The organism is Salinisphaera japonica YTM-1 (assembly GCF_003788585.1).
Lineage (GTDB): Bacteria > Pseudomonadota > Gammaproteobacteria > Nevskiales > Salinisphaeraceae > Salinisphaera > Salinisphaera japonica.
Genome location: NZ_AYKG01000034.1, coordinates 1 through 22,988, shown reverse-complemented (window position 1 = coordinate 22,988; position 22,988 = coordinate 1). Strand labels below are relative to the sequence as shown.

Annotated in this window: 19 protein-coding genes; 5 read left to right on the top strand and 14 right to left on the bottom strand. The window is 62.9% G+C overall.

The window, feature by feature from the left end; genetic code table 11:
• Positions 1–2 precede the first annotated feature (2 nt).
• The 14 genes from dnaE to rpsB all read right to left on the bottom strand — a co-directional run bounded on the left by dnaE (position 3) and on the right by rpsB (position 16,577).
• The gene (dnaE, locus tag SAJA_RS10470) at positions 3–3,503 is read right to left on the bottom strand and encodes a DNA polymerase III subunit alpha (protein WP_123658627.1); all 3,501 of its coding nucleotides are present in this window, start codon (positions 3,501–3,503) and stop codon (positions 3–5) included.
• Between the two features lie 83 nt (positions 3,504–3,586).
• Positions 3,587–4,207, bottom strand: coding sequence for a ribonuclease HII (gene rnhB / locus SAJA_RS10465; protein ID WP_123658626.1), 621 nt, complete (start codon positions 4,205–4,207; stop codon positions 3,587–3,589).
• On the bottom strand, positions 4,204–5,364 hold the full coding sequence (gene lpxB, locus SAJA_RS10460) for a lipid-A-disaccharide synthase (protein WP_123658625.1): 1,161 nt from the start codon (positions 5,362–5,364) through the stop codon (positions 4,204–4,206). The genes rnhB and lpxB overlap by 4 nt, the downstream gene beginning before the upstream one ends.
• A gap of 13 nt (positions 5,365–5,377) precedes the next feature.
• Positions 5,378–6,151, bottom strand: a complete 774-nt coding sequence (lpxA, locus tag SAJA_RS10455; RefSeq protein WP_123658624.1) for an acyl-ACP--UDP-N-acetylglucosamine O-acyltransferase — start codon at positions 6,149–6,151, stop codon at positions 5,378–5,380.
• A complete protein-coding gene (gene fabZ, locus SAJA_RS10450) occupies positions 6,151–6,591 on the bottom strand; it encodes a 3-hydroxyacyl-ACP dehydratase FabZ (RefSeq protein WP_123658623.1) in 441 nt (146 codons plus the stop codon). The genes lpxA and fabZ overlap by 1 nt, the downstream gene beginning before the upstream one ends.
• Positions 6,592–6,607: 16 nt before the next feature.
• Complete coding sequence (gene lpxD / locus SAJA_RS10445) at positions 6,608–7,657, bottom strand: UDP-3-O-(3-hydroxymyristoyl)glucosamine N-acyltransferase (RefSeq protein WP_184999844.1); 1,050 nt, start codon at positions 7,655–7,657, stop codon at positions 6,608–6,610.
• Between the two features lie 53 nt (positions 7,658–7,710).
• Positions 7,711–10,020, bottom strand: a complete 2,310-nt coding sequence (gene bamA, locus SAJA_RS10440; protein ID WP_245963295.1) for an outer membrane protein assembly factor BamA — start codon at positions 10,018–10,020, stop codon at positions 7,711–7,713.
• Positions 10,021–10,069: 49 nt separating this feature from the next.
• The gene (rseP, locus tag SAJA_RS10435) at positions 10,070–11,434 is read right to left on the bottom strand and encodes an RIP metalloprotease RseP (protein ID WP_123658620.1); all 1,365 of its coding nucleotides are present in this window, start codon (positions 11,432–11,434) and stop codon (positions 10,070–10,072) included.
• Positions 11,435–11,496: 62 nt separating this feature from the next.
• Complete coding sequence (locus SAJA_RS10430; protein WP_123658619.1) at positions 11,497–12,318, bottom strand: phosphatidate cytidylyltransferase; 822 nt, start codon at positions 12,316–12,318, stop codon at positions 11,497–11,499.
• A gap of 139 nt (positions 12,319–12,457) precedes the next feature.
• Positions 12,458–13,174, bottom strand: a complete 717-nt coding sequence (gene uppS, locus SAJA_RS10425) for a polyprenyl diphosphate synthase (RefSeq protein WP_245963294.1) — start codon at positions 13,172–13,174, stop codon at positions 12,458–12,460.
• Positions 13,175–13,203: 29 nt separating this feature from the next.
• On the bottom strand, positions 13,204–13,761 hold the full coding sequence (gene frr / locus SAJA_RS10420) for a ribosome recycling factor (protein ID WP_123658617.1): 558 nt from the start codon (positions 13,759–13,761) through the stop codon (positions 13,204–13,206).
• Positions 13,758–14,504 (bottom strand): UMP kinase, encoded by a 747-nt coding sequence (gene pyrH / locus SAJA_RS10415; protein WP_123658616.1) that lies wholly within the window; start codon positions 14,502–14,504, stop codon positions 13,758–13,760. Before pyrH ends, frr begins: the two co-directional genes overlap by 4 nt.
• Positions 14,505–14,715: 211 nt before the next feature.
• Positions 14,716–15,597, bottom strand: a complete 882-nt coding sequence (tsf, locus tag SAJA_RS10410; RefSeq protein WP_123658615.1) for a translation elongation factor Ts — start codon at positions 15,595–15,597, stop codon at positions 14,716–14,718.
• 65 nt (positions 15,598–15,662) lie between these two features.
• Positions 15,663–16,577 carry a 30S ribosomal protein S2 gene (gene rpsB, locus SAJA_RS10405; protein WP_123658614.1) on the bottom strand — a complete coding sequence of 305 codons (915 nt, stop codon included), beginning with the start codon at positions 16,575–16,577 and terminating at the stop codon, positions 15,663–15,665.
• Between the two features lie 228 nt (positions 16,578–16,805).
• Here rpsB and map point away from each other — a divergent pair, with 228 nt between their 5' ends.
• From map to dapE, 5 genes are all read left to right on the top strand, one after another.
• On the top strand, positions 16,806–17,573 hold the full coding sequence (gene map / locus SAJA_RS10400; RefSeq protein ID WP_123658613.1) for a type I methionyl aminopeptidase: 768 nt from the start codon (positions 16,806–16,808) through the stop codon (positions 17,571–17,573).
• Position 17,574: 1 nt separating this feature from the next.
• Positions 17,575–20,256, top strand: coding sequence for a [protein-PII] uridylyltransferase (glnD, locus tag SAJA_RS10395; RefSeq protein ID WP_123658612.1), 2,682 nt, complete (start codon positions 17,575–17,577; stop codon positions 20,254–20,256).
• A gap of 351 nt (positions 20,257–20,607) precedes the next feature.
• Positions 20,608–21,432 (top strand): 2,3,4,5-tetrahydropyridine-2,6-dicarboxylate N-succinyltransferase, encoded by an 825-nt coding sequence (dapD, locus tag SAJA_RS10390; protein WP_123658611.1) that lies wholly within the window; start codon positions 20,608–20,610, stop codon positions 21,430–21,432.
• 3 nt (positions 21,433–21,435) lie between these two features.
• Positions 21,436–21,789 carry an arsenate reductase family protein gene (locus SAJA_RS10385; protein ID WP_123658610.1) on the top strand — a complete coding sequence of 118 codons (354 nt, stop codon included), beginning with the start codon at positions 21,436–21,438 and terminating at the stop codon, positions 21,787–21,789.
• Complete coding sequence (gene dapE, locus SAJA_RS10380) at positions 21,761–22,927, top strand: succinyl-diaminopimelate desuccinylase (protein WP_123658609.1); 1,167 nt, start codon at positions 21,761–21,763, stop codon at positions 22,925–22,927. The genes SAJA_RS10385 and dapE overlap by 29 nt, the downstream gene beginning before the upstream one ends.
• The last annotated feature ends 61 nt before the right edge of the window (positions 22,928–22,988 follow it).

Genomic DNA, 22,988 nt, shown 5'->3' with positions numbered 1-22,988 from the left:
GGTTACGAGCCGGACTGGGCGCGACGATAACGCACTTGCACGTGATCCGCACCCACCAGCGCGCGCAGATCCGTGAGCAGACCGTCGCAAAGAGCAAGCCGTGTCTCGCCGAGAGTGAGCACCGCGCGCGCCGTGTCGTTGGCATAGCGCACGACGACATCACAGCCGGCATCGGCCTTGTAACGATCAATACAGCCGGCCAGGTGATCCACCAGCCCGTCTATATCGTTACGCCCTTCGGCCTGTAGCTGTAACAGAATACGGCTGGCATAGGCCGCCCGCGCGCCTTCGATATCCATGACGTGGTTGGCGTTCAGGCGAAACCCGTCGGAAAAATCATCGTAGGACAGGCTGCCTTCGACGATCACCAATTTGTCGGCTTGTAGCAACGGGCCGTACTCGGCGGCTTTGTCCTCGAACAGCGGGCATTCGATCCGGCCCGAGCCATCATCGAGCACCACGATGATGCGCTTGCCTTTTTTCATGCGCCGCAGCTCGACCACCAGCCCGGCCACGACTGCGCTCTTGCGCTCGCGACGTCGCCCGCCGCCCTCCTCCGGACGTGGCATGGCCGCGACCTGATCGGCGATCTTGCCGTGGGTCATGTCGGCCAGCTCGTCTTCCCAGGCCTTGATGGGGTGCCCGGTCAGATACAAGCCCAGCACGTCGCGCTCGGCCTTCAGGCGCTCGTCCTCGGGCGCATCGGCCAGGGTCTCCAGTGGCGGGCCCGCGGTGTCCGGAGTCTCGGCCAGGCCGAACATATCGTTCTGGCCGACGTTGGCCGCCGAGCGATCCTGGTCGGCCGCGGCCAGCGCCCGAGCCAGGCCGCCCAGCAGACTGGCACGGTTGGGCCCCAGCGAGTCCAGCGCGCCGGCGTTGACCATGGCCTCCAACGCGCGGCGATTGATCTTGGCCGTATCCACGCGTCGACAGAAATCATAGAGATTGGCGTAGGCGCCGCCTGTCCCGCGCTCGGCCAGGGCCGTGTCGATCGCGCCCTTGCCCAGGCCCTTGATCGCGCCCAGCCCGTAGCGAATCGTGGCGTCATCGACCACGGAGAAATTGTACTCCGAGGCGTTGACGTCCGGCGGGGCCACCGTGATGCCCAATCGATGACATTCATCGATCATGATCACGATCTTGTCGGTGTTGTCCATATCCGCGGAGAGCACCGCGGACATGAAGTCGGCCGGGAAATGGGTCTTCAGCCACGCGGTCTGATACGAAACCAGCGCATAAGCCGCCGAGTGCGATTTGTTGAAGCCATAACCGGCGAATTTCTCGACCAGGTCGAAGATATAGGCCGCCGTGTCCTCTTCGATACCGTTATCGACCGCGCCCTTGACGAAGCCGTCGCGCTGCTTGGCCATCTCTTCGGGCTTTTTCTTGCCCATGGCGCGGCGCAGCAGGTCAGCCGCGCCCAGCGAATAACCGGCCAACACCTGCGCAATCTGCATCACCTGCTCTTGATACAGGATCACGCCGTAGGTCGGCTCAAGCACCTCGGCCAGACTGGGATGCGGATAAACCACCTTAGCCCGGCCATGCTTGCGATCGATGAAATCCTCGACCATGCCGGATTCGAGCGGCCCGGGCCGATAGAGCGCCACGAGGGCGATGATGTCCTCGAATTCGGCCGGCTGCAGACGCTTGATCAAGCGACGCATGCCCGAGGACTCGAGCTGGAAGACGGCCGTGGTATCGCCTTTTTTCAGCAGCTCGAACGAGGCCTTGTCATCGAGGGCGATATGACGCACGTCGATGGCCTCACGCCCGGCGGCCTCGAGCCGTCGATTGGCCACCTGCACGGCGTTGTCGATAATGGTGAGCGTGCGCAGGCCCAGAAAGTCGAACTTGACCAGGCCCACGGCCTCGACGTCGTCCTTGTCGAACTGGGTGACGCGGTTGGTGCCGCCCGGCTCACAGAACAGCGGCGTGAAATCATTCAGATCCGAGGGGGCGATGACCACGCCGCCGGCGTGCTTGCCCGCGTTTCTCGAGATACCTTCCAGGCTCAGCGCCAGATCCAGTAAGTAGCCGACCTCTTCGTCCTCGCGCGAGGTTCGCAGCTCTTCGGATTCTTCCAGCGCGCGGGTCAGCGTCATGTCCGGGGCGAACGGCACCTGCTTGGCGATACGATCGACAAAGCCATACGGATGGCCCAGCACGCGGCCGACATCGCGCACCACCGCCTTGGCCGCCATCGTGCCGTAGGTGATGATCTGGCTGACTTTTTCCTGGCCATAAGCCTGGGCCACGTATTCGATGACGCGGTCGCGCCCGTCCATGCAGAAATCGACATCGAAGTCGGGCATGGACACACGCTCGGGGTTCAGAAACCGCTCGAACAGCAGGTCATAGGCCAACGGATCGAGATCGGTGATGCCCAGCGCATAGGCCACCAGCGAGCCCGCGCCCGAGCCACGGCCGGGCCCGACCGGCACGCCGTTCTCACGCGCCCAGCGGATGAAATCGGCCACGATGAGGAAGTAACCCGGAAAGCCCATGGTGGCGATCACGCCCAGCTCGTGATCCAAACGATGCTGGTATTCCTCGACGTGTTTGGCGCGCTCGTCGGCGTCGGGAAACAGATTGTCCAAACGATCGGCCAGCCCGGCCTCGGACTCGGCACGCAGAAACGAATCGGTGTTGTGCTCGGCCGGCACCGGGAAATCCGGCAGTACGTTCTCGCCCAGGGTGAGCGTGAGATTGCAACGCCGCGCGATCTCGACCGAGTTCTCCAAGGCTTCCGGCAGATCGGAAAACAGCTCGGCCATCGCCTCCGGTGTCTTCAGATACTGCTCGGGTGAGTAGATCTTCGGCCGGCGCGGGTCAGCCAGGGTATAACCGCCGTGGATGGCCACCCGGGTTTCGTGGGCATCGAAATCGTCACGGGTGGGGAAACGCACGTCATTGGTGGCCACGATCGGCACGTCCAGTGCAAGGGCCAGCCCGACCGTCTCGGCCAGCCAGCCGGCCTCACCCGTGCGCCCACAGCGGGTCACTTCCAGATAATAACGATCGCCGAATACCGCCTGCCAATCACGGGCACGCTGACGGGCCACATCATTCTTGCCGGCCAGAAGTGCGCTACCCACGTCGCCGGCCATGCCGCCCGACAGCGCGATCAGCCCGTCGGCGTAGTCGATGACCCACTGGCGCTTGCACAGCACCCCGGCCTTGCTCTGGCCGTGCAGATAGCCCCGGCTCAACAGCTCGCAGATATTGCGATAGCCCGTGCTGTTCTGGGCAAACAGCGTCAGACGTGTGGCCGGCTCGTCGCCTTCGTCGATCAACAGATCCACGCCCACGATCGGCTTGATGCCCGCGCCCAGGGCGGCCTTGTAGAACTTGACCATGCCGAAGAGGTTCACGTTGTCGGTGACCCCCACCGCCGGCATTCCGGCCTCGCGCGCCGCGCTCACGAGCGGCTTGATCCGCACGATGCCGTCGGACAACGAGTATTCGGTATGCACACGGAGATGGACGAACGGGCTTTGCATATCGGCTCAGGGTCAGTCGGTCGAGGGGCAATCGGTCAAGAGTTGTCGGTCGAGCGTGGGTCGATCAACGGGACGCCGCGGCGTCACCCAAGATCCAGCGTACGCTGACCGGCACCCGCGGCACGAGCCACCGGCGCAAAACTGGTGCGATGAATCGGCGTGGGCCCAAGGCGCTGCAGGGCTTCGCGATGAAACGGCGTGCCATAGCCCTTGTGCGCGGCCAGGCCATAGCCCGGAAACTGCGCGTCGAGATCGGCCATCTGACGATCGCGGGCCACCTTGGCGATCACGGAGGCCGCGCTGATCGCCGGCACCTGCCCGTCGCCGCCCACCACACAGCGCAAGGGGCCGGTAATACCCGGGCTGCGATTGCCGTCGACCCACACCGCCGTTGGCCGAAGCGCCAGGCCCGCCACTGCGCGCCGCATGGCAAGCAGCGTGGCCTGCAGTATATTGATCGAATCGATCTCGGCGACACTGGCCTCGGCAACACACCAGGCAATCGCCCGATCACGAATCTTGATATCGAGCGCGTCACGATCGGCCTCGCTCAACGCCTTTGAGTCGGTCAGGCCGCGCGGCAAGGGTCGCGGCGCCAGGATCACCGCCGCGGCCACGACCGGGCCCGCCAGCGGCCCGCGCCCGACTTCATCGACCCCCGCCACCAGGGGACAGGCGAACTTGGCATGCCTGCGTTGTTTCATGCGCGGGCATCCACCAGCTCGGCCACCGCCTCCGCGGCCCGGGCGTTGGCCCCGCGCGCCAGCGTGTCGTGAAGCACGGTGAACCCGGCAATCTGGGCCCGGCGCTCGGGCGAGTCGGCCAACAGGCGCAGCGCCCAGGCACCCAGCATCGGGATCCGACTGTCGGTCTGTAACAGCTCCGGCACCAGACGACGCCCGGCCAACAGATTGGGCATGCTCACGAACTGTGTCTTGATCAGGTTCAAACCGCGTGCCAGCCAGTAGTTCATGCTCGATAGCTCATAGGTGACGACCATCGGCGTCTTGGCCAGCAAGGCCTCGAGCGTGGCGGTGCCCGAGGCCAGGATCAAGACATCACAAGCCCGCATCACCTCGCGCGAACGCCCGGCGATGATCGTGATATCGAGCCCCGCGCCCTCGGCGGCCGCCGCGGCTTCGACAAGCTGTTGCATACGCGGGCTGGCCGCCGGAATCACGAACGCGACATCGGGCCGGCGGGCCGCGATCCAGCGTGCGGTGGCGACAAGCCGGCCCGCCAGGCGCGAGACCTCGGCCCCGCGGCTGCCCGGCAACAGGCCGACAAGCGGCGGGCCGTGCGACAGATTCAGCGCGGCGCGCGCTGATCGCGCGTCCGGATACACGGGCAGTTCATCGGCCAGAGGATGGCCCACATAAACCGCCTCGATACCGTGGCGTGCAAAATACGCCGGCTCGAAGGGAAAGATCGCCAGCAGCCGGTCCACGGCCGCTCGAATATGGCGCACCCTGCCCTCGCGCCAGGCCCAGACCGTCGGGCAGACATAGTGCACGGTCTTGATCCCGGCCCGGCGCAGCCGGGTTTCCAGGCGTGTGTTGAACGCCGGTGCGTCGATACCGATCACAACCGCCGGCTGCATGGCCAGAATCTCTTGATACAGCCGGTGACGCAGGCGCAAAAGACGCGGGATCTGGCCGATCACTTCACTGATGCCGAACAGCGATAACGCCTCGATATCGGCCAGGCTCTCACAGCCGGCCGCGCGCATCTGGGGGCCTGTGACACCGACAAAGCGCGCCGTCGGATAACGGGCACGCAGTTCGTTGATGAGCCCGGCACCCAGCGTATCGCCGGAGGCCTCGCCGGCCACCAGCACGAACAGTGGATCGGCCGGGCTCACGTCGATGGCACGCTCAGCGGATGATGCCGCGCTCGGCCCGGTCGAGCGTGGCCAGCATTTCGGTCACCGCCGGGCTCGTCTTGGCCTGCTCGCGGATGGTCTCGCGGGCTTCTTCCAGACGCAGCTTGGAGCGATACAGCGTGCGATAGGCATGCTTGGTCGCGGTGATCTCGTCGTTGGAATAACCGTTGCGGCGCATGCCGATGGAGTTGATGCCGTGTGGCTCGGCGGGCGAGCCTGCCGAACGCACGAAGGCCGGCACGTCCTGGACCACGCCCGAACAATAGGCCAGAAACGCCAGACGGCCGACGTGACGAAACTGATAGACCAGCGCGAAGCCCGCCAGAATACAGTGATCGTCGATTGTCACGTGGCCGGCCAGACTCGCCCCGTTGGCCATGGTGATGTTGTTGCCTAGGACACAGTCGTGGGCGATATGCACATAGGCCATCAGCAGATTGTTGTCACCGATGCGGGTCACGCCTTTATCGAGCATGGTGCCGCGGTGCACGCTGCAATACTCGCGAAAGATGTTGCCATCACCGATGACAAGCTCGGTCGGCTCGCCCTTGTAACCGCGGTGCTGCGGCTCGGCACCCAGTGAAACAAAATGCGAAATCTGGTTGTTGGCGCCGATCGTGGTGTGCCCGTTGATTACCACATGCGGGCCAACGACCGTGCCCGGGCCGATCGTCACATCAGGGCCCACGACCGTGAACGGCCCGATTTCGACATCATCGGCGATATCGGCATCGGGATGAACGCGTGCGAGTTCGTCGACCGCCATTACGGCGCCCCGGGCACGGCCATCATTTCGGCGCGACAAGCCAGCTGCTCGCCCACCCAGGCCTCGGCGTTGAACTTCCACAGCCGTTTCTTGGCCGAGCCGATCGACAGCTTGAGGTGCAACTGATCGCCGGGGATCACCTGGCGCTTGAAGCGTGCCTTGTCGATACCGGCGATATACACGATCGTACCGTCGTCGGCGTCCATGGTGCGCATGCCCAGAATCAACCCGGCCTGAGCCAGCGCTTCGAGGATCAGCACACCCGGCATGACCGGCTGGCCCGGGAAATGGCCCTGAAAGAACGGCTCGTTGATGGTGACGTTCTTGAGTGCGGTGATCGACTCGCCGGGGATGCACTCGAGCACGCGATCGACCAGCAGAAACGGATACCGGTGCGGCACCATCTGCATGATCGCGCGAATTTCGTCTTGTTCACTCATCGATTGCTCCAGCAAGTCATTGGTTATCTTCCACGCGCGACAGCCGGGCTTCGATCTTGTCGAGCGCCCGGAACAAGGCCAGGCGCCGTCGCCAGGTACCGGCCGCCATGGCCCGAAAGGTCGAGGAGTATACCCCGGGCGCTGCGATATTCTTAGGCACCTGGCTGGCCGCGGTGATGGTCACGCCGTCGGCGATCGTCACGTGATCGCCGATACCCACACCGCCGCCGATCATGCAGCCCGTGCCGATGACACAGGAGCCGGCGATACCGGTGCAGCCGGCGATGACGGTATGGGCGCCGATACGGCAGTTATGGGCGATATGCACCTGATTATCGATCTTCACGCCGTCGCCGATGACGGTGTCGGTCAACGCGCCTCGATCGATGGTGCTGTTGGCCCCGACCTCGACGTTATCGCCCAGAACGACGCTTGCCAGCTGTGGCACGGGTTCGAGCCCGCCCGGGCCGGCCACCAGGCCGAAGCCGCGTTCACCGATGACCGCCCCGGCGGCAATCAGCGCGGCCTTGCCGATACGGACCCGATCGCCGAGCACCGCGCGTGCCCCGACACGCGAGCCCGGCCCGACCGTTACAGCATCGCCGATGACAGCGCCGGGCTCGATGACAACGCCGGCACCGATGTGCGCCGAGCGGCCGATCACCACCTGCGCGGCGATATATGCGCTCGGATCGATCGTGGCGTCATCGCCGATCACCGCCCTTGCGTCAATGCCTGGGGGCCGGCCCGTATTTTCGAAACGCGCCGCGAGACGCGCGAACATCAGGCGCGGCTGTTCGGTAACGATCACCGTGCCCGTGAATCGCTCGGCGAGTTCGCCGGGCAGGATCGCGACATCGGCCTGGCTTTTCGCCACGTCCTCGGCCTGGGCGGCGCGTTCGGCGAACGTCATATGCCGGGCTTTACCCGGCAACAACGCACAGGCACCGGCGACCGAGACATCGGCATCACCGCGCACGACCAAGTCCGTGCCCGCGACAAGCTCGGCCACGCGCCAGGGCGTGGACACGCTCGTCTTGCAGGTTGTATCGCTCGGCTGGGTCACGGGGCCTCGTTTGCCATCCAGCGGCCGGCTGGCCCGACCGCTGAATACCGGCTCTAGAAGTTCGCGCCGAAGGAGAACTGGAAGCGGTTCAGCTCGTCGCTGTCGCGTGCTTTATCGACATACGGGGCATAGCTGACCCGCAGCAGGCCGAAGAAGGGCGTGAACCAGTTGAACGACACGCCGGCCGATTTGCCCAGTTTGCCGATATCGTAGTCATCGACCTTGTCGTAGACGTTACCGATGTCATAGAACACCGTGAAACGCGTGGTCTTGTTATCCGAGGCCAGGAAGGTCGGGATCACGAGATCGCTCTGCAGTGTGGTCAGGAACTGGCCGCCGAAGGGATTGCCGAAGCTGTCCTGCGGGCCCAGACCACCGTTCTGGAAGCCGCGCACCGAGCGCGCGCCGCCGCCGAAGAAGTTGTCGTAGGGCGGCACGTCCCCGCTGCCCCAGTGCGCCGTCTGACCCACACGGCCATCGAGCTGCAGCACGAATTTGTCGGATATCTTGGGAAGCCAGGAGCCCACGCGCAGATAGCGCTGATGCTGCAGGCTGGTCTTGTAATACTCCAGATCCGAACCGGGGCCCTTGATATTGAACAGCAGCTCGGTCTGCGAGCCGCGGGTCGCAAAGAACGTCCGGTTTCGCGTATCGCGGTTGAACCCGGTCTGCAGCTCGTACGTCGTGGCACTACGGCCGTTGTCCTCGACGAAATCAGCGACCTGATCCGATACCACCTGATCGCCGTCGCGGTTGATAGCGGTCGTGATCTCGTTGTTCTCGATACCAAGGCCGGCCCGGAAGGTCGTGTATTCCGTGATCGGGAAGTTGAACGTCAACGCCCCGCCGACCGAGTTCAGATCAAAGCTCGACCCGGTACGGATCAGCTGATCGGTGTTGCGATAGAACGCCGAAAGCGTGCGCGATACGCCCTCCGGTGTGAAGTACGGGTTGGTATAGCTGCCCGAGATGCTCTGGGCAAAATCGTTGGTCTGGGCGTTGACCTGGACCGTGTTACCCGTACCGCGGAAATTGGTGTGCTTGACCCCGCCGTTGATCAGAAAACCTTCCGAATCCGAGTAGCCCACACCGGCGTTGATCTGGCCGGCCGCGCGCTCGGCGACGTTGTAGTTGATATCGACCAGGTCATCGGAGCCGGGCACTTTCTTGGTCTCGACTCGTACGTCCTGCATGAACGGCAGACGCGCGACACGGGTACGCGAGCGCTGGATCGCCCGGCGCGAGTACGGCGCGCCCTCGAACTGACGCATCTCACGGCGAAGCGTTTCGTCGTTGGTCTTGTCGTTGCCGTTGAACACGATCTGACGCACATAGGTGCGCTTGCCGGGATCAACGAAGAACGTCAGATCCACGGTCTTGTTTTCGTCGTCGATCTTGGTCAGCGGATCGACGCTGGCAAAGGCATAGCCGAAATCCGCCAGCCCCGAGCTGATGTTGTCCGACGAATCCTGCACCTTCTTGCGCGAGAAGATATCGCCGGCCTCGACGTTCACGCGGCGCTGCAGCGAGGCTTCCGGCACGATCATGTTGCCGGCGAACTTGAAGTTCTCGATCTTGTACTGCTCGCCTTCGTCAACGTTGATCGTGAGAAACACGTCCTGCTTGTCCGGCGAGAGCGATACCTGAACAGAGGTGACGTTGAAACGGATATAGCCGCGGTTCTGGTAGTACGAGTTCAACGACTCCAGATCGCCGACCAGCTTCTCGCGAGAATAGCGGTCCGGATGTTTCCAGAACGACAGTGGGTGGGTATAGAAACCGCTGGCCGGTTTGAGCGCGAATACGTTCTTGAGTTCGTCATCGGAAAACGTCTTGTTACCGATGATGTTGATGTCCTTGATCGAGGCGATCGGGCCTTCGTCGACCTTGATCGAGATCGAGACCCGGTTATTGCCCAGATCGCGCACATCGGTATCGATGTTCACGCTGTAATAGCCGTTGGCGTAATACTGGCGCCGCAGCTCTTGCTGCAACGAGTCGAGCAACGAGCGCTTGTAAAGCTCACCTCGCGCCAGCCCTTGATCCTTGAGGGCCTCCTTGAGCTGATCGCCGCCGATGGCCTTGTTACCGGTCAGCTCGAAGCTGGCGATCTCGGGGCGCTCGGCGACATTGACCACCAGCACACTGCCGCTGCGATCGAGGGTGACGTTTTCGAACAACCCCGAATCATAGAGCGCGCGAATGGCCTGCTGGGCACGGGCCTCGCTCATGCGATCGCCCACCGATACCGGCAGATACGTCAGAACCGTGCCCGGCTCCAGGCGCTGTACGCCCTCGACGCGAATATTCGAAATCTGGAAGTCGTACGACTGGGCAAAACTGCCCGCCGCGTACGCAACCATGAACACGCCGGCGGCGCGCGCTACCTTTCCAGCCATATATAAAGCTCCGCTACCCGAGCAAGCGCAGGATATCGTTATAGAAAGCCACGGTCATAAGCAGTAGCAGTGCCGCCATTCCGACCTGCTGACCGACAGCTTGTACCGCCTCTGATAAAGGCTGGCCCCGAATCCATTCGATCGCATAATACAGAAGATGCCCGCCATCCAATACCGGAATGGGCAAGAGGTTGATCAGCGCCAGGTTGATGCTGATGAATGCCAAGAAACTTATGAACGCCACAACGCCGACCGACGCGCTCTGGCCGGCCACGGTCGCGATCTGGATCGGACCGCCGACGTTGCGCCACGATATATCACCCACGATCATGCGCCCGATCAAACGAACCGAGAGCGCGGTCAGCTCCCAGGTGCGCGCCGTGGCCGCTGGAATCGCGGCAATCGGGCCGAGCTGCCGGGTGGTGCGCATGCCTTCAAAGACCGACGGGTCGACGGTGATCGCCGCGCCCAGCTGGCCCTGGCGCGTATCGTCTTTCTCACCGGCCACCGCGGCCAGTGCCACCTCGACACGCCGGGGCTGGCCATCGCGTTCGATCGTCATCGTGATCGTCTCGCCCGGATGCGCCTTGACGATATCGACCAGCCCGCCGGGCGAATCGATCGCCTGACCGTCGATTTCGCGCACCCGATCGCCGCTTTCCAGGCCGGCACGCGCAGCCGGCGAGCCCGACACGACACGATCGAGAATCGGTGTGGCCGGCGGCTGGTAGAGATCAAGGCCCAGCGCCTTGAACAGCTGATCCGGTTCGGCCGGCACACCCTGCAGATCAAGCGAGACACGTCGCTCGGCCCCGCCCGGCGTGCGCACGTCGGCCTCGACCGTATTCTGATCCAGGCCGCGCTCGACCAGCGTCATGCGCAGGTCCTGCCAGTCGGCAATCGTGCGGCCGCCGATGCCGGTGATCTCATCGCCCGATGCCAATCCGGCCCGTGCCGCGATCGAGCCCTCGGCAGGCGTATCGATGATCGGCTTCATGCCCGGCACGCCGATCATGAACACCAGCCAATAAGCCAGAATCGCGAACAACACGTTCACACCAGGCCCGGCTGCCACGATGGCGATCCGTCGCCACGGATGCACGCGGTTGAAGGCAAAGGGCTTGTCGGCCTCGGCCACGGGGGCTTCCCGCTCGTCGAGCATCTTGACATAGCCGCCCAGTGGCAGCGCCGACAGCCAGTACTCGATACCGGTCTTGCGACTCGTCCAGCCGAACACCCGGTGGCCGAAGCCGATGGAATAACGCAGCACGCGTACGCCCAGCCGGCGCGCCACCCAGTAATGCCCGTACTCGTGCACCGCCACCAGCACACCGATGGCCACGAGAAAAGACAATACAGAGACGAGAAGCTGGCTCATGTCGTCGTGCTCGAGGGCCGAAGGAACGTCGCGGGTTTAACGCGCACGGCAGGTACAGGCGATCAGGCGAGCAGCCATAGACCGACAACGAACCAGGGCGCTGCCGCGATCAGACTGTCCAGCCGATCCAGCACACCGCCGTGCCCGGGAAAAAACGCTCCGCTGTCTTTCAGACCGGCCGAGCGTTTGAACATGCTGATGGTCAGATCGCCCACGATCGACACCAGCGCAATCGCGGTCCCCATGACCGTGAAGCCCAGTATACGCAGAGCCGACAGATCAAGAACGAACGCGCCCAACGCGCCGAACGCCATCGCCGCGGCGATCCCGCCATAAGCCCCTTCAAGCGTCTTGCCGGGACTGACGGCCGGGATCAGCTTGCGCTGTCCCCATGTCTTGCCAGCGATATACGCGCCGGTATCCGCGCCCCAGATCATGAAACACAGCACCAGTATGAGCCATGCGCCCTGATCCTGATGATGAATATAGCCAAGTGCCGCCACCGGGGCGGCCAGCACGACACAGCCGGCGATCATGGCCCAGCCGGGCTGGCCGAGCGTGGCCGTCCACGCCTTCGGGAATCGTGCCAGCAATGCGACCACACCAACCCAGAACACACAGGCCGCACCGATGATCAGGGCACCACCGCCGTTGACAAATGCCGGCCCGGCCAATGCCCAGAACACACTGATGACGAGCGCCACCAGAGCCACGAACAACGCGCGCTGACCCCGATCGCCGCCCATCATCGAGGCCCATTCCCAGGCCCCGACCAGCATGAGCGCGGCCACGGCCGTTACCAGGCCACCGGTAGGCAGCCATACGATGGCGGCAATGGCCAGCGGCAAGGCAACGAGTGCCGTGAGAATCCGTGTCTTGAGCATAGTTGGGCCTGTCGGTGCCGAATACGAAGGCGACGTTAAAAACGGCGGGCATGCGCTATCAGCCCTGGCCCACCAATAGTCATCAGATGAGCCAGCAGCGCCTCTTGGCCGGCCCCGCGCGCCGGTTCGTGTTTACAGGCTAGCGCCGCGGCACGCCGGCCGCGACATCACCGAAACGCCGCTCACGGCGCGCGAACCAATCAATCGCCGCATGCAGTGTCTCGTCGGAAAAATCCGGCCACAGCACATCAGTGAAATACAGCTCGCTATAAGCGGTTTCCCAGAGCAGAAAATTCGATAGGCGCGACTCACCGCCAGTACGAATCAACAGATCCGGAGCCGGACAGTGAGCAAGGCTCATGCCCGTATCAAAACAATGCTCATCAATATCGTCGACGGCCAGCTCGCCCTGGCCCACGCGGCGTGCCAGTTCACGCGCGCGGCGCACGACATCCCAGCGCCCGCCGTAGTCGACCGCAATATTCAGCTGCAACCCGTGATTACCGGCCGTGTGCTGTTCGCCGTGATCCATCTCCCGGATCAAACCATCGGGAAAACGGTCCCGGCTGCCCACGAAAGACAGGCGCACGCCGTTGGCATGCAGGGCGGCCAGCTCTTTCTTGATCGTGCGTCGCAGCAGATCGAGCAGCAGACGCACCTCGTGTGCCGGCCGGCGCCAGTTTTCGCTCGAAAACGCGAACAGCGTCAGGGCCTCGACGCCCGCCCTGGAGGCCACGGCCACGATATCGTGTGCGATACGCGCACCGCGACGGTGGCCGGCGGCACGCGGCAATCCCCGTGCGCGCGCCCAGCGCCCGTTGCCGTCCATGATGATCGCCACATGTCGCGGCGCCACGGCTTGCCCTTGCCCCTCCCCGCTAGTCATTAGACCGTCATGATCTCCTGTTCCTTGTCAGTCAGCGCTTGATCGATTCGAGCCACATGCTCGTCGGTGAGCTTTTGAATACGCGCCTCACCGCCGTGCTGCTCGTCTTCGGTGATCTCCTTTTCCTTGAGCAATTCCTTGAAGTCCGCGTTGGCATCACGGCGTACGTTGCGTACGGCAACGCGGGCATCCTCGGCCTCGGCGCGCAGAATCTTGACCATGTCCTTGCGGCGTTCCTCGGTCATCGGTGGGAACACGATCCGGATTACTGCGCCGGCCGTGGAGGGGTTCAAGCCCAGATCAGCGCTCATGATGGCTTTTTCGATCTTCTGCACCATCGTCTTTTCGTAGGGCATGATCGAAATCGTGCGCGCATCCTCGGTGGCCACGTTGGCTGCCTGATTCAGCGGTACTTCCATGCCGTAATATTCGACCGTGACGTGATCCAGCAGCGAGGTGGATGCCCGCCCCGTTCGGATCTTGGCAAAGTCCTCATGCATCACGTTGATGCTCTTGTCCATGCGCTGCTTGGCGTCCTGGCAGATTTCATCGATCATCGGTTGGCTCTCGTTTGGTTGTTGTCGACCAGCGTGCCGACATCGCCGCCCATCGCGATATCCATGAGATCACCGGGCTTGTTGATATCGAACACGCGCAGCGGCATGCCGTTGTCACGGCACAGCACAATCGCCGTGGTGTCCATCACGCCCAGGCGCTGGTCGATGACTTCGTCATAGGTCAAATGGGTGTAACGCGTTGCGCTCGTATCGGTAAACGGATCCGCGCTGTAGATGCCGTCCACCTTGGTGGCCTTGAGCATCAGATCGGCGTTGATCTCGATCGCGCGCAGGCTGGCCGCCGAATCCGTGGTGAAAAACGGGTTGCCGGTGCCGGCAGCGAATATCACGACCCGGCCTTTCTCCAGGTGTCGTATCGCCCGGCGCCGGATATAGTCTTCACAAACCTGGTTGATCCGCACCGCCGACATCACACGGGCGTTCAACCCCGCGTGTTCGACCGCATCCTGAAGAGCCAGCGCGTTGATCACGGTGGCCAGCATGCCCATCTGGTCACCGGTCACGCGATCCATGCCGCGCCCGGCCAGGCCGATACCGCGAAAAATATTGCCGCCCCCGACCACCAGCGCAACTTGCACGCGCGCCTCGACCAGCTCACGAATCTCGCCGGCCAGCCGTTCGACGACATCGGCCGATATGCCGTATTCGCCGCGGCCCATCAGTGCTTCACCGCTCAATTTCAAAAGAACGCGACGATAGGCGGGGATCGGTTTATCGGTCATGAGCGCACGGCCTGGCTGGTGGCAAACGCGCGGATTATGTCACACCCATGCCGCGATGACCGCAGGCATGGCAGACAAAAACGCATCTGCTGAAGTAGAAATACGACCCCAGCGCGCATCGCGCGCCGGTGTTGACGTGGCGGTCTGCGGATTGTGGACATAAAAAAGCCGGCTGCATCGATCAGCAGCCGGCTTTTTCGCGAGACCGCGATCAGGCCGAAGCGCCGGCCTGTTTCTTCACCTCGGCGGCGAAGTCCTCTTCTTTCTTCTCGATGCCTTCACCGACTTCCAGACGAGCGAACGCCGTGATCTTGGCGTTCTTGTCCGCGGCAAGCTTGCCCACGGTCATATCCGGGTCCTTGACGAACGGCTGGCCGATCAAGGTGATTTCGCCTAGGAACTTGTTGAGACGCCCTTCGACCATCTTTTCGATGATGTCGTCCGGCTTGCCCGAGTCACGGGCCTGGGCCATCAACATTTCCTTCTCGGCGTTGCGGCGTTCTTCCGGGACGTCTTCCGTGGACAGGAAGGCCGGATTGCTGGCAGCCACGTGCATGGCCAGATCACGGGCCAGCGATTCGTCGCCGCCCTCGATGGCCACCACACTGGCGATACGCGCGCCGTGGGAATACACGTCGAGGTTGCCGCCAACGGCCTCCACACGCGCAAAACGACGCACTTCGATTTTCTCGCCCAGCGTGGCGGTCATTTCGCGACGACGTTCGTCCACGGTCTGACCGGCCAGATGCAGCTCGTTGACCTCTTCAGCCGACATGGGCTGTTTTTCGAGGATCAGAGCAGCGAGATCGTTGGCGAACGCGACGAAATCTTCGTTCTTGCCGACGAAATCGGTCTCGCAGTTGACTTCGACCAGAACAGCGGCGTCCTTGGCGGTCGAGGTCGCCGCGGCGATACGACCTTCGGCAGCCACACGGCCGGCTTTCTTGTCAGCCTTGGCCAGGCCTTCGCGGCGCATGTTCTCGGCCGCGGTTTCGATATCGCCATCGGTGGCGGTGAGTGCCTTCTTGCACTCCATCATGCCAGCGCCGGTGCGCTCGCGTAGCTCTTTGACCAGAGCGGCACTAATAGCCATGTTTCACTCCAGAAATAATAGATAGAGCGCGGTCGCCGTGATCGGCGACCGCGAGAAATCGCGTTTTATTGATCGGCCTTGTTCGGGTCGACCTCGGTGGGCTCTTCGGCCGGCACGGCAGCCACATCGCCCAGAGATGCGGTTGCGGTCGGCTCGGCTTCGCCCTGCGATTCCTGGATCACCGAGTTCTGCGTGGCCTTGGACTCGGCCTGTGCTTCGGCGGGCTTGCCCGGCTCGTGCTGATCGCCGGCTTCCTGGGTCTCGACGACGTTATCCTCGTCACCGGAGAACTGGCCCTTGCTGCCACGCCCGGTCAGGATCGCATCGGCCACCATCTGGGTATAGATACGAATCGCCCGAATGGCGTCGTCGTTACCCGGAATGACCACGTCGATGTTTTGCGGCGAGCAGTTGGTATCGACCACGCCCACGACCGGAATACCCAGCTTGCGGGCTTCATCGATGGCGATCTTCTCGAAGCCAACGTCGATGACGAACAGCGCGTCCGGCAGGCTGGTCATCTCTTTGATGCCACCGATGGAACGCTCGAGCTTGTCGCGCTCACGATACAGATCCAGTGCTTCGCGCTTGTTGAGCTTGCGAATCGAGCCGTCCTCGATCATCTGATCGAGATCGTGCAGACGCTGAATCGAGTTCTTGACCGTCTTGAAGTTGGTCAACATACCGCCGAGCCAGCGATAGTTGACGAACGGCATGCCAGCACGCTGTGCCTGCTTGCCAACGGCTTCGCGCGCGGCGCGCTTGGTGCCCACGAACATCACGTTGCCGCCGTTGGCGGCCAGACGGCTGATGTAGTTGTAGGCGTCCTTGATGAGCGGCAGCGTCTCTTCAAGGTTGATGATATGGATCTTGTTGCGATGGCCGAAAATGAACGGCGCCATCTTCGGGTTCCAGTAACGCGTACGATGACCGAAATGCACGCCGGCTTCGAGCAGCTGGCGCATGCTGATATCACTCATTGATTGTCTCCAGGGTTTGGCCTCCGCAACGTCCCATGAGACAACCCGCCTGAGCGGGCACCCCGCCTCATGTGTCGACGTGCGTGTGTATTTGGACTGTATTTGATGCATCGTCGGCGGCGCCGACACACCCGCGATTGCCGCGAGCGCCGGCGGTTTATACCATAGCCTGCTTGACGAGGCCAGGGTGCGCCCTGGCCGAAGCCCCCCTGGCAAGGATGTTGCCCGATGAGTGCAAGCATAAAGACTTCAGAAGAACAGGCCCGCATGCGCGAGGCCGGGCGCCTGGCCGCCCAGGTTCTGGACATGATCGGCCCCTATGTCGTGCCCGGCGTAACCACCGACGAGCTCAACACGCTGTGCCACGATTTCATGGTCGACACCCTGGGCACCACACCGGCGCCGCTGAACTACAACGGCTTTCCGAAATCGGTCTGTACGTCGGTCAATCACGTGGTCTGTCACGGCATCCCCGGTGACAAGCAGCTCAAGAAAGGCGACGCCGTCAACATTGACGTCACGCTCATCAAAGACGGCTTCCACGGCGACACATCGCGTATGTATTTTGCCGGCAAGCCTTCCGTTCGCGCCCAGCGCGTCGCCGACGTTGCCGAAAAAGCACTCTATGTCGGCATAGAGGCCGTCAAACCCGGGGCAACACTTGGCGATATCGGTGCCGCAGTACAGGCATATGTCGAATCCGAGCGCTGCTCGGTGGTTCGCGAATACTGCGGCCACGGCATCGGGCGCGGCTTTCACGAAGAGCCACAGGTGCTGCACTACGGCAAGGCCGGCACCGGCATGCGCCTGGAACCCGGCATGACCTTCACCATCGAGCCGATGGTCAACGCGGGCAAGCGCCACGTGAAGCTTCTGCCCGATGGCTGGACCGTGGTCACCAAGGACCACTCTCTATCCGCCCAGTGGGAGCACACCATCCTCGTGACCGATACCGGCGTCGAGATTCTCACGCCCAGCCAACAGGCCGCGTCCTGACATGACCACACCTGCCACGGCGGATACACCGGCCCATGCCGGCCTTGCCGGCTGGGACAGCTTCATCGACGGCCTGGCCGCGCTGGACACCACTGATCTAAAAGCCGTACGCGGTGCGCTGGCTGAAGGTCAGCGCCGCATCGCCGAGGCCTTCACCGCCGATGAAGCCACGATCACCCGGCTGGTGCGGGCGCGCGGCCAGGTCATCGACGCCGTGCTGCGCCAGAGCTGGGCCCAGCTCGTGGCCACCGAGCATGCATGCCTGGTGGCCGTGGGTGGCTACGGGCGCAACGAATTGCTGCCACAGTCAGACATTGATCTTCTGGTGCTCTATCAGGCCGATCAGTTCGATACCGCCAAGCCCGGCATCGAGCGATTTCTGACCCATCTCTGGGATCTGGGCCTTGAGATCGGACACGCCGTGCGCACACCGAGCGAGTGCGCCGAGTTGGCCCGCGGTGATCTGACCATTATCACCAACCTGATGGAATCCCGCGTACTGGCCGGTGACCCGGCATTGTTCGCTCGTATGCGGGCCGCCACCTCGGCCGAGCACGTCTGGCCCTCCGCGGATTTCTTCAGCGCCAAGGTCGAGGAGCAGCAGATACGTCACGCGCGCTTTGACGAAACCGCCTACAAGCTCGAGCCAAACGTTAAAGAGTCGCCCGGGGGGTTGCGCGATATTCAAACCATCGCCTGGGTCGCCAAGCGTCAGTTCTCGGCCCAGACGCTGGATGGCCTGGTCGACTACGGCTTCTTGAGCGAGCGTGAATACAACGACCTGCATCGCGGCCAGTCGTTTCTCTGGCGCGTGCGCTTCGCGCTACATGTGCTGACCGGGCGTAACGAGAACCGGTTGTTGTTCGACCATCAGATCCAGATCGCCCATATGCTGGGCTACAACGATGCCGAAAACACGCTGGCCGTCGAGCGTTTCATGCAGCGTTATTACAGGAATATCAAAGCATTATCCGCGCTTAATGATATTTTACTTCAGCTTTTCTCCGAAGCGATCCTGCATATCGATGACGACGACGAGCGTCCACGGGCGGTCAACGAACGCTTCCAGTCGCGTCACGGCTTCATCGAGGTCACGCACGAAAAAGTCTTCGAAGAACACCCGCCTGCCCTGCTCGAGATCTTTTATCTCATGGAGACGCGCCCGGGGCTGCAAGGCATCCGGGCACGCACGCTGCGCCTGATACGCCGTGATCGTCGCTTGATCGACGAAACCTTCCGCAATTCAATACATTGCCGGCGACTGTTCACCGAGATTCTACGCCAGCGTAGTGGCGTCACCCGTGCCCTGCGGCGCATGAATCGCTACGGCATTCTGGGCCGTTATCTGCCGAACTTCGGCCAGATCATCGGGCGTATGCAGTATGACCTGTTCCATACGTTGACCGTGGACGAGCACACGCTGTTCGTGATCCGTAATATCCGGCGCCTGTCGCTGTCGCGCTTCGACCATGAACTGCCGTTTGCCAGCGAGCTGATGCAGGCGCTGAACAAGCCGCAGATCATGTGTATCACCGGGCTGATGCACGATATCGCCAAGGGCCGAGGCGGTGATCACTCAGAGCTCGGCGCGGCGGATGCCCGGGCGTTCTGTGAAGCACACGGTATCTCCTCCGAGGACACCGATATGGTCTGCTGGCTGGTGCGCCAGCATCTTCTGATGTCGATGACCGCGCAGCGACGAGATATCAACGATGTCGAGGTGGTCAACGAATTTGCACGCGAAGTGGCCACGCGTGAGCGCCTGGATCGTCTGTTCATCCTGACGATCTGTGATATCCGTGCGACCAACCCCGAACTCTGGAACTCGTGGAAGGAAAGCCTGCTCACGGATCTCTACATGAATACACGGCGCGCGCTGGAGCGCGGCCTGGACGACCCGCTGGATCGCGACGAACTGGTAGCCGAAACCCGTAGTGCCGCCGCTGCCATGCTGACCCGCGCCGGCATCAACACCCCGCATTTCAAAACGCTGTGGACCCGCTTCGAGCCCGAATACTTTCTGCGCCACAGCCCCGAGGAGATCGCCCGACAGACCCGGGCAATCATCAAGCACGGCGATGACGATGCCCCACTGGTCACGCTGACCGATATCCCTGATCAGGGCACCACCCTGTTCGTGTATACCCGCGACCGGGATTATTTATTTGGCGTGACCACCGGCGTGCTCGCACAGCTCGGCCTGTCGGTACTGGATGCACGCATCAACTCCACCAGCGACGATTATACGCTGGACACCTATGTGGTATCCGAGCATTCCGGCGAGCCGATCAGCGAGGATTTCCGCCGCCAAGAGGTCGAGGCCGCTCTGATTGAGGCGATCGCCGATCCCACGGTCGAGAGTATCGACGTAACCCGGCGCGCCAGTCGGCGCAATCGTTATTTCAACGTGCCGACCCAGATCTATTTCTCGGCGGCGACCGAGCGCGATTGTACGGTCATGGAAATCATCACCGCGGACCGGCCGGGCCTGCTGTCGATCATCGGTGATGTCTTTCATCGCTGCGGCATTCTGATCGAGACCGCCAAGATCGCCACGATCGGCGAGCGCGCCGAGGACGTGTTCTTCGTCACCGATCGACAACAGATAGCGATTGCCGATGACGCCGTACTGCGCGAGCTACGCCGCACCATGACCACTGAGCTGGATCGCTCAGAGCATTAGGGGCTGTTGCCGTTTCGTACGAGCCCGCGCCAAGCGCTGTTTTGTGGCAAGACGAGGCGTGGCCCGCGCCGCGCAGTCATTGTCGCGCAGTGGGCTAGAACGCTGGATTGCCACACAACAGCGCTTGTCCCGAAGGGTTGGGCCCAAAATCTGGCCATGCGGCGTTGCTCACCTTGGTCGTGGCGCGCCACGACCCGTGGCTCGCGCCTTGCCTCGCCAGATTTTGGGCACCAACGCGGCGCTCGTACGAAACGGCAACAGCCCCCTAGACGTCGTATCTTTTCGCAAGCCAGTCAGGGCGCGTAAACTGCTGCGCCATCGCTTTTCAAGCCTTAGCAAAGGACACGCCCCATGGCCGATATTCAGACGATCATCGAAACCGCATTCGACAATCGTGATCAGCTTTCACCCACGAGTGCAGATCCCGAAATCGTCGACGCCGTTGAAGCCGCGCTTGCCATGCTGGACGCTGGCGAGGCCCGTGTAGCCGAGCCAACGGCTGATGGCTGGCGGGTCAACGAGTGGCTGAAAAAAGCCGTGCTGGTGTCGTTTCGTCTGCGTGACAATCAACCGGTTGACGGTGCGTTCACGCAGTACTACGACAAGGTACCGTCGAAATACGCCGACTACGACGAGGCCGCTTTCAAGGCCCAGGGCGCACGCGTGGTGCCGCCGGCGACGGTCCGCCGCGGTGCCCATATTGCGCCCAACGTCGTTCTCATGCCTAGTTACGTGAATATCGGGGCCTATGTCGGCCGCGGCTCGATGATCGATACCTGGGCCACCGTGGGCTCGTGTGCCCAGGTGGGCGAAGGCGTGCATTTGTCCGGCGGCGCGGGGCTTGGCGGCGTGCTCGAGCCGCTGCAGGCCGCCCCCACGATCGTCGAGGACGGCTGCTTCATCGGCGCACGCTCCGAGATCGTCGAAGGCGTACGAATCGGCAAGGGCTCGGTGATTTCGATGGGCGTATTCATCGGCGCCTCGACGCCGATCTATGACCGCGAAGCTGACACCATCATTCACGGCGAGGTGCCGCCCGGCTCGGTCGTCGTCGCCGGCAGCCTGCCGCGCGATAACGGTCGGTATTCGATCAATGCCGCCATCATCGTCAAGAAGGTTGACGAGGGCACGCGCGCCAAGGTCAGCGTCAACGACCTGCTGCGCAACGTCGAGTAAGCCATGAGCGTTCATCTCTATGGCATCACGAACTGTGATACCTGTCGCAAGGCCCGGCAATGGCTGGCCGCAGCCGGCATCGAGCATACCTTCGTGGATCTCAGACGCGAGCCGCCATCAGACGAGCGGCTGGCCGCCTGGCGGGATTCGCTGGGTGACAGCGCATTGATCAACAAGCGCAGCAAGACCTGGCGTGATTTCGACGACGCCACGCGTCGGGCCGCCGAGGCCGATCCGCTGCCGGTTCTGGCCGAACATCCGACGCTGATCAAACGCCCGATCCTCGAAACATCGACGACCACGCTGGCCGGCTTTTCATCGGCACGCTATGAAACGGTGCTCGCCGGTGCCGACTGATACCGGAGACACGGCCCTGGCGTTGGCGCGCGAGCTGATTCAGCGTGCCTCGGTCACGCCGGCCGATGCCGGCTGTCAGGCGTTGATTGGAAACCGGCTCGCCGCTGCTGGCTTCGCCGTCGAGCATCTGCGTATCGGTGAAGTCGACAATCTTTGGGCGGTGGCCGGCGATCACGGCCCGCTTACCTGCCTGGCCGGCCATACGGATGTGGTCCCGGTCGGCCCGGCCGATGATTGGGCCTATGATCCGTTCGGGGCGACCATCGACGACGCCGGCTGGCTGTACGGCCGCGGCGCGGCCGACATGAAATCGTCGGTGGCGGCCATGGTCTGTGCCGCAGAACGCTTTCGCGACAACCATCCCGACCACCACGGGCGTATCGCATTCCTGCTCACAAGCGATGAAGAAGGCCCGGCCGTGGACGGCACGCGAGCCGTCGTCGACTGGCTTGGAGAGCGCGGCGAAACCATCGAGCGCTGCCTCGTGGGTGAGCCCTCCAGCGAGACCACGCTGGGCGATACGGTCAAAAACGGGCGTCGTGGCAGTTTGAACGCACAGATTCGTGTGGTTGGCCGCCAGGGTCACGTGGCTTACCCGCACAAGGGCGATAACGCCCTGCATCGGCTTGTCGGCCTGCTGAATGATCTTATCGCCCACGTCTGGGATGAAGGCGACGAGGCATTTCCGCCCACCTCGTTCCAGGTATCCAATCTCACATCCGGTACGGGTGCTGAGAACGTCATGCCCGGCGTGGCGGAGGCGGCCTGTAACTGGCGCTTTTCCACGCTGCAAAGCGAGCAGAGCCTGCGCGAGATCGCCGAGTCTTATGCTGAACAACACGGCATTGACCCGGCCAGCTTCACTTGGCGATTGTCCGGCGAGCCTTTTGTCACGCGCGAGGGTGCGCTGATCGAGGCCACACGACATGCAATCATCGATGTCTGCGGCCACCCGCCTCTGCTGTCGACCGGCGGCGGCACGTCAGACGGGCGCTTCATTGCCCCGACCGGGGCCGAAGTACTGGAGCTGGGCCCGGCCAACGCCACGATCCATCAAGCCAACGAGCGGATCCCGGCGGCTGATATCGAGCCGCTATCGCGAATCTACGAGGACATTCTGGTTCGCCTGCATACCTGACGCGCGAAAAAAAACCCGGATCGATTGTTCTCGATCCGGGCTTCTCGGCGGCGACCGGTCT